This window comes from Pseudomonas sp. SCPG-7 (assembly GCF_002156405.1).
Classification (GTDB): domain Bacteria; phylum Pseudomonadota; class Gammaproteobacteria; order Pseudomonadales; family Pseudomonadaceae; genus Aquipseudomonas; species Aquipseudomonas parakoreensis.
In genome coordinates this window covers 238,580-245,310 of the sequence record NZ_MVOO01000010.1, presented here as the reverse complement: position 1 = coordinate 245,310, position 6,731 = coordinate 238,580, and the positions used below count along the sequence as shown (strand labels likewise).

4 protein-coding genes are annotated in these 6,731 nt (G+C 60.6%); 2 read left to right on the top strand and 2 right to left on the bottom strand.

Features of this window, described 5'->3' with window-relative positions; all coding sequences use genetic code 11:
• Positions 1 to 52: 52 nt before the first annotated feature.
• Together B1722_RS19730 and B1722_RS19725 are read right to left on the bottom strand one after the other, a co-directional pair.
• Positions 53 to 1,669, bottom strand: a complete 1,617-nt coding sequence (locus B1722_RS19730) for an alkaline phosphatase family protein (protein ID WP_041071102.1) — start codon at positions 1,667 to 1,669, stop codon at positions 53 to 55.
• Between the two features lie 213 nt (positions 1,670 to 1,882).
• Positions 1,883 to 2,827: a LysR family transcriptional regulator gene (locus B1722_RS19725; protein ID WP_086794028.1), complete on the bottom strand. Its 945-nt coding sequence runs from the start codon at positions 2,825 to 2,827 to the stop codon at positions 1,883 to 1,885.
• Between the two features lie 165 nt (positions 2,828 to 2,992).
• Between B1722_RS19725 and B1722_RS19720 the strand changes: the two genes are divergently transcribed.
• Both B1722_RS19720 and B1722_RS19715 read left to right on the top strand, forming a co-directional pair.
• Positions 2,993 to 5,353, top strand: coding sequence for a TonB-dependent receptor (locus tag B1722_RS19720; RefSeq protein ID WP_086794027.1), 2,361 nt, complete (start codon positions 2,993 to 2,995; stop codon positions 5,351 to 5,353).
• A 23-nt stretch (positions 5,354 to 5,376) separates the two neighbouring features.
• Positions 5,377 to 6,720, top strand: coding sequence for an aryl-sulfate sulfotransferase (locus B1722_RS19715; protein WP_086794025.1), 1,344 nt, complete (start codon positions 5,377 to 5,379; stop codon positions 6,718 to 6,720).
• The last annotated feature ends 11 nt before the right edge of the window (positions 6,721 to 6,731 follow it).

Below are 6,731 nucleotides of genomic sequence, written 5' to 3'. Positions count from 1 at the left end.
CTCCTCCCTTCAAGTCCCAGCATACAAGCTGGCTTGCCAGCGATGCTTTTAACTACCACACACCGATTTGCACCACCTTCTCGGTCTCCGGCTCGCCATAGCGAAACCGCTGTCCGCGCAAATCGATCTCCTGATGACTGATCGTGGTCCGCCGCTTCAACCCGCGCACCCATTCAAACAGGTACACCGCGTGCTCCTCGCGCACCGCCGCGTACGCCGGGTCGTCACCCAAATCGCGCAACTCCTGCGGATCATTCAGCAGGTCAAACAGCTGCGGCCGGAAGCCGTCGTACGCCAGGTATTTCCAGCGCTCGCTGCGCACCATGGTCATGCGGCAACGGTCGATCGGCTGGCCAAGTCGCTCGCGTGCCGGAGCCTGAAAGGCGTAGTCGTATTCGCTGATGGCGTAGCGGCGCCACTCGGGATTTTCGCCGTGCAACAGCGGGATCAGCGAGCGGCCCTCCAGCCGATGCTCGGCGCCCGGCAAACCCAGGGCCTGGAGAAACGTCGGCAATGCATCGATTGTCTCCGCCAGCCGCTCATCCACCGTGCCGCGAGTGATATCCGCCGCCGCACGCGGGTCGCGCACGATCAACGGCACGCCCACCGCTTGCTCGAGCAAAAACTCCTTCTCGCCCAGCCAATGGTCACCCAAAAAGTCGCCGTGATCGCTGGTGAACACGATCAACGTGTCATCCCAACGACCCTTGCTCTGCAGACAATCAAACAGCCGACCGAGTTGATCATCCACTTGCTTGATCAGGCCCATGTAGGTGGGGATTACATTCAATCGTACTGAATCACGGGAGAAGTTGAGGCTTTCCTCATGCTGGCGAAACGCCGTGTATACGGGGTGTTTGCTGGCTTCGGAGGGCGTCGCGCGGACCGCTTCGAGAATCGATTTCGTACTGTACAAGGCGTGGTATGGCGCTGGTACGATATAGGGCCAGTGCGGTTTGATATAGGAGAGGTGTAAACACCAGGATTTCTCACCTTGTTCGGTGATGAAGTCGATGGCTCGATTTGTAGTGTAGACAGTCTCTGAGAACTGCTCGGGAATTCGCGCTGGCAAATGCGCATGGCGCATGTGCCAGCCGCTGAGGATTTCGCCGTTCTCGCCTTCGGCAGCGTTGGCCCACTCGTGCCAGGGGTTGCGCCCGTCGAAACCGTGCTCGCGCAGGTAATGGGTGTAGGGCGCGGATTCGCGTTTGTCGTCGAACAGCGGGTCATCGGGGAAGATCCCGTCGTGGCGAAAGTACGGTTCGAAACCGACTTCGTTGAGCACCTCGGCCTGTGCGCTGTCCGGGTTGATCGCCAAACGCTGCAGGGCATCGACATTGGCCGTGGCGTGGGTTTTGCCGACCAGCGCAGTGCGAATGCCGTGCGGGCGCAGATAATCACCGATGGTCAGTTCTTCCAGCGGCAACGGCACGGCGTTCCATGCGACCTGATGGCTGCTGACGTAGCGCCCGGTGTAGGCCGACATCCGCGACGGCCCGCAGATCGTGCCCTGGGTGTAGGCACGGCTGAAGCGCACGCCAGCGGCGGCCAGGCGATCGATGTTCGGCGTGTGCAGATGCGGATGGCCGTAGCAGGACAGGTAATCGCGGCGCAGTTGATCGCACATGATGTACAGCACGTTGCGCACAGGGTTTTGCGGGTTGGACATGGGGTTCACCGGTCAGAGAGACAGGCGAGGGTTGTCGCTTTCGGCGGGGGTGTTCGGCAAGTGCATTTGGGGAATGGGTTTTATGCAGTGGATGCATCGGTGACTGTTTCGACACGATCGCTGGCAAGCCAGCTCCCACAGGATTTGCGCCAAGCCAAAATGATGTGAAAACCCGGAACTTGTGGGGGCTGGCAAGCCAGCGATAGCGGTAGCTCAGACAGCTAAATTTTCGAGTGAACAAACCTCCTCATCCACCGCATCAATCGCCTTGATCTGCTCAATCATCGCCTCAGCCAGCGGCGACAACCGATACCCCGCCCGACTGACAATCCCATAACGGGTGTACAGCTCCTCCAGGTCATCGGCCAAACTTTCGATCCGCAAACACACCAGCTCGCCCTTGGCCTGATGCAGTGCGTCGGAATACGCGCCAACAATGCCGATGGCATCCGAGCGCTGCACCACGCCGAGCAGGCTCGAGCTGTTTTCGCATTCGACATTGGGGGTGAAATCCGGGCGGCCGCTGAGGTCGACGATGACCTTGCGCAGGTTCGGCGGGCGGATGCTTACGGCCAGTGGATAACTCATCAGTTGCTCGGCCGAGACCCGTTCGAATGCCGCTAATGGATGCTCGGCGCGGCAGCAGAAATGCCATTTGCGCGGTCGCAAACGGTACGTCAGGTAATCCGGATCGGCTTCGAAGTGCCGGGTGTCGGCGACGAAGAATTCGAACTCTTCGCTGAGCAGGCGTTTGCTCAGGCTCTGCCAGTCATCGACCTGAAATTGCACCCGCGCTTTCGGGTAGCGCCCGATGAACGCGCCGATCGCGCGCGGGATCAATCCGGCTGCCGGCGCCGGGCCGCAACCGAAGCGCAACTCGCCCGCCTCCAGCCCATTGAACTGACTGATCTCGTTGGCCATCTGCTGCGCGCCACTGACCAGTCGCCGCGCATGTTCGAGCAACACCTGACCCTGCTTGGTCGGCGGTAATTCCTTGCGCCCGCGATCAACCAACTGACAGCCGACGCTGTGCTCCAGCGCCTGAATGCTGCGGCTGAACGCCGACTGCGACAGGTTCACCGCCTGCGCGCCGGCGACGAAGCTGCGTTGTTCGGCGAGGGCGATGAAGTGTCGAAGTTGGCGCAAGTCGATATGCATTTTTCACATAAAAAATATCCGGGAAATGCATTGGATATGCATTAGGTCGACTCCTTATAAAGGCAATCTCTTATGCAGTAAATATTTGTAAATCCATAAATAAATAACTGAAAAGAATATGCAGCACTGAAGATGTCTGTGTGTTTTTTGACCAGGAGCCGCGCCATGAGTCCGTTGAACCTTGCGTCACCCTTAACGCCACGACGGCTCAAACGCCTGCCTCTGGCCCTGTTGCTGGCGGGGAGTGCCAGCTGGACTCACAGCTACGCCGCCGACGCCGAAACCGCGCCGCCAGCTCCCGCCGGTAAACCCGCGGCCAACAGCTCGCAGCTGGAAACCGTGACCGTCACCACCCGCCGTCGCGAAGAAAGTTCGCAAGACGTGCCGACGCCGATGAGCGTGGTCAGCGGTCAGACGCTGGAGACGCAGCGGGTCTACCGGATTCAGGATTTGCAGCAACTGGTGCCCAGCGTCAACGTCGCCTACATGCACGCGCGTCAGTCCAGCGTGTCGATTCGTGGCCTGGGCAACAACCCGGCCAGCGACGGTCTGGAAGGCAGCGTCGGTCTGTACATCGACAACGTCTATCTGGGCCGTCCGGGGATGGCGGTGTTCGACCTGATGGACATCGAACAGCTCGAAGTCCTGCGCGGGCCACAGGGCACACTATTCGGCAAGAACACCACCGCCGGGGTGATCAACATCAGTACCCGCGCGCCGACATTCACCCCTGAGCGCAGCATCGAAACCTCGTTCGGCGAGGACGGGTATTTCCAGACCAAGGGCACCATTTCCGGGCCGCTCAACGATCAACTGGCCGGACGTTTTTCGGCCTATCGCACCCGTAGCGATGGCGACATCAAGAACGAATACAACGGCCATGACCTGAACGGTGGCTCGCGCGATGGCTTCCGTGCGCAGTTGCTGTTCAAGCCCAACGAAGATTTCAATCTGCGCTGGATCGGCGATTACAACGAAGAGGACTCCAGCGCCGGCACCCGCGTGCTGTACAACACCGGACCGACCATCAACGGCGTCAACCTCTACCAATCGCGGGCCAATGCCGCCGGCGCGACGCTGGTCAACGGCTCGCACCGCAAGGTCAATCTGGACAACGACCAGCACGTCACCGTGCATCAGGGCGGCACGTCGGTGGAGGCCAACTGGACGCTGCCGAGCGATTTCACCCTGACCTCGATCAGCTCCTATCGCTTCTGGAATTTCACCCCGGCCAACGACGACGGTCTCAACGTTGCGGCGACTTACAACGCCGGAGTTTCGGTCGAAGACAAACAGTACTCGCAGGAATTTCGCCTGGCCTCGCCCAAGGGCGAGTTCTTCGACTACGTGGTGGGCGCGTACTACTTCGGCTCGGATCTGGACAACAAATCCTTCGCCTATTACGGCCCGCAGGCCGACATCTGGAACGGCACGCCACGCGGTGCGCTGGCCAACGTCGGCAGCGTCGGCAACGGCCACATCAAGACCGACAGCTTCGCCCTGTTCGCCCAAGGCACCTGGCACCTCACCGAGCGTCTGGACTTCACCGCCGGGGTGCGTGGTACCTATGAAGAGAAGAACGCCTGGGTCACCCGCGATGCGCCGGTCGGTGGCGCCACTGTCACCGGCGCAGCGGCCACCGCACGACGCGGACGCACGGGTGCCTACGATTCCGGCGATCTGAATCAGTACAGCTCCAGCCCGTCCGGACTGCTCAACCTCAGCTATCGCATCACCGATGACCTGCTCGGCTACGCCACGCTGTCTCACGGTGAAAAGTCCGGCGGGGTGAACCTCGCGGTGGGGTCGGCGCCAACCGCCGGCGCCGACTCGCTGCTGATCGGCACCGAACGCGCCAACAACGCCGAACTCGGCTTCAAGAGCACGCTGTGGGATCGGCGTCTGCAACTCAACGCCAACGTGTTCTGGACTCAGGTCAACGCTTACCAGACCAACGCCTACGATGACGTCAACCGCGTGCAATACCTGACCAACGCCGGTTCTGTGCGCTCGCGCGGCGTCGAATTCGAGAGCACGGTGATCCCGTTGCGCGGCCTGACCCTGAACTTCAACGGCTCGTACAACGACGTCAGCTACCTTTCGTACAAAGATGCACCGTGCCCGCCGGAAGTCAGCCAGGCACCGGGCGCACCGGCGTCCTGCGACCTCAGCGGCCACCAGGTGGTCGGCGCGTCGAAATGGATCGGCAACGCCAACGGCAAATACGAATGGAATCTGGCCAACGGTCTGCAACCCTACGTCACCGGCAGTTACGCGTTCCGCTCCAAAGCGGTGGGCACGGTCGAGGATTCCGATTACGGGCAGATCCCGAGCTACGCCGTGGTCAACCTGTCCACCGGTCTGCGTGGCGATTTCAATCAGGGCCAGTGGGACGTTTCGCTGTGGCTGAAAAACGCCTTCGACAAGACCTATTACACGACGCTGTGGACCGGCGGCAACGGCGGTTATGAAGGCCTGCTCGGTACGCCGCGCACCCTCGGCGTAACCGGTCGCTACGACTTCTGATCCGTCATTCAAGGAGCTGCATCATGTTGCCAGGCAAAACCGCTTTAGCCCTTTTGTTATCCGGCGCAGTCTCAAGCACCGGGGTGTTCGCCGCCCCCAGCGTGTACCCGACCGGCGTCACCCGCTATGACCCGAACAAAGCGTTCAACCAGTACGTGATCTTCAGTGGCGCCGACAAGCAGACCCACTTGATCGACATGAACGGCAACGAGGTGAAAACCTGGCCACAGGCGGGTTTCCCGTCGGCGATCATCGACCCGCAACTGGTCGGCGGCGCGCGCGGGCATGTGCTGTTGCAACTGAGTGACAAGGATCCGGGCAAGCTCGGCTCCGCCGGTAACGGTCTGGGCAATCAGAGCGTCGGTGAACTGGACTGGAACGGCAAAGTCGTTTGGCAGTGGGGCGACAAGGCCCCTGGCGGCGCAGCACAGCAACACCACGATCAGCGCCGGTTGAGCAACGGCAACACGGTGGTGCTGGCGAACAAGGTGCATAAGGTCAAAGGCTTCAAAGTGCCTGAGGTGATCGACGATGCGATCTATGAAGTCAGTCCTGACGGTGCGGTGAAATGGCAGTGGCTGGCCTCGGAGCACCTGAACGAATTCGGCTTCACCCCGGAGCAATTGAAACTGGTGCGCGCCAGCGATAATCCGGATTACTTGCACATCAACAACCTCAGCGTGGTCGGGCCGAACAAGTGGTTCGATGCCGGCGACAAACGCTTCAATCCGGACAACCTGTTGCTCGATTCGCGCAACGCCAACTTCATTGCGATCATCGATAAGCACAGCGGCAAAGTGGTGTGGCGCCTCGGCCCGAACCTGCCGCTGATCAACCCGAAAACCGCACAGAAATTACCGCGTCCGGTGGATCAGTTTGTCGGTCAGCACGACGCGCACATCATCCCCGCCGGGCTCCCGGGTGCGGGCAATCTGCTGGTGTTCGATAACCAGGGTTCGGCGGGCTATCCAAACGTCACCCTCGGGCTGATTTCCGGTTCGCGGGTGCTGGAAATCGACCCGCAGAAAAATCAAATCGTCTGGCAATACAGCGCAGCGAATTCGAAGCAGCCGGGTTGGGCCTTCTACAGTTCATTCATCAGCAGCGCGCGACGCTTGCCCAACGGCAATACGCTGATCGACGAAGGCATGAACGGGCGGTTTTTCCAGGTCACGGCCAGCGGTGAAAACGTCTGGGAATATGTCAGCCCGTATATGGGCAAGGCACCGGGCAGTGACGCAATCAGCAACTGGGTCTATCGCGCGCTGCCTGTGAGTTATGACTGGGTGCCGGCGGGAGCGCCGCGTTCGGAGACGGCAGTTCTGGTGCCGGCCATCGGTGTGCAACAAACCCAAGTCAGCCGTTAGTTATTAAGGTT